At 47.0% G+C, this 1,094-nt stretch carries 3 protein-coding genes; all 3 read left to right on the top strand.

All coding sequences use genetic code 11. From position 1 onward, the window contains the following. Positions 1-3: 3 nt before the first annotated feature. A complete protein-coding gene (locus tag A3763_RS19750) occupies positions 4-405 on the top strand; it encodes a YeeE/YedE family protein (protein ID WP_068760382.1) in 402 nt (133 codons plus the stop codon). Continuing rightward, complete coding sequence (locus A3763_RS19745; protein WP_068516746.1) at positions 402-815, top strand: DUF6691 family protein; 414 nt, start codon at positions 402-404, stop codon at positions 813-815. Before A3763_RS19750 ends, A3763_RS19745 begins: the two co-directional genes overlap by 4 nt. A gap of 15 nt (positions 816-830) precedes the next feature. After that, positions 831-1,094: DUF2238 domain-containing protein (locus A3763_RS19740; protein WP_156495197.1), on the top strand; the 264-nt coding region annotated here is incomplete at its 3' end.

Raw genomic sequence — 1,094 nt, 5'->3', positions numbered from 1 at the left:
AATATAACACCCGCATTAATTGGTGGATTACTGATAGGTCTTTCGGCCAGCCTTATTATGCTTTTTTACGGTCGTATCACCGGTGTCAGCAGCATGATTCAGAGCCTTGTTAAGCGCACACAAGGTAATACCTTAAACAGTTTTGCCTTCTTAGCAGGAATGGCTTTAGGTGCATTGTGCTTAAGCGAGCTCAGCCAAATTAATTCTCAACCCATTCCAAACCATCCGGTTATTATTATCCTTTCCGGACTACTTGTGGGCTACGGTACGTCAATGGGCAGTGGCTGCACCAGCGGCCATGGCATCTGCGGCATTAGTCGCCTTTCCCTGCGTTCGATCATCGCTACACTTTGTTTTATGACAAGCGGAATCATCACGGTAGCTATCGTGAGGCATGTCATATGAATGCTCTAATATATCTTTTCTTTGGTCTGTTATTCGGCCTGGGGCTCGCTTTTTCAGGTATGACTAACCCAGAAAAAGTCCTTGGCTTTCTCGACCTATTCGGCAACTGGGATCCGACGTTAATGTTTGTTATGGCTAGCGGCGTGGGAACGACCATGCTCGCCTACCATTTTATTTTCAAGCGTCGGCCGATAATAAATAGCGAGTTTTGTCTTCCAAACAAACAAAAACTGGATAAGCGGCTGATCATTGGTTCTGTTTTGTTCGGCGTCGGCTGGGGGCTTTATGGCTACTGCCCTGGCCCGGCTATTGCCGCCTTAAGCTACTTGCACAGCGATACTTTTTTGTTTGTCGCAGCGATGCTTGGTGGTACGATCATCCATACTGTACAAGGAAAAAAGCAACCTTAAGGGACGTGGACAGCTATGCCGGCAAATGCAACTCAAGTTCTTTGGCTTACACTCTATTTTGCCGTGCTCGGCTGGTCAGGCTACGAACCTATAGACTTGTATACCTGGGTGCTAGAAGTCGCTCCGGCGATCATCGGCCTGGTATTAATCGTTACGACAAGGCGAAGCTTTCCACTGACGCCCCTGCTGTACTTCCTAATCCTGATTCACTGTATCATTTTAATGATTGGTGGACATTACACCTACGCAGAAGTCCCCTTGTTCGACATGATAAAAGAA

The organism is Oleiphilus sp. HI0128, assembly GCF_001635365.1.
The sequence above is the reverse complement of the archived record's forward strand: the minus strand, read 5'-3'. Positions and strand labels throughout refer to the sequence as shown.

Bases quoted from the DNA above. Each gene is read 5' to 3' on its own strand.
- A3763_RS19745 (WP_068516746.1), top strand. From the start codon at position 402: ATGAATGCTCTAATATATCTTTTCTTTGGTCTGTTATTCGGCCTGGGG.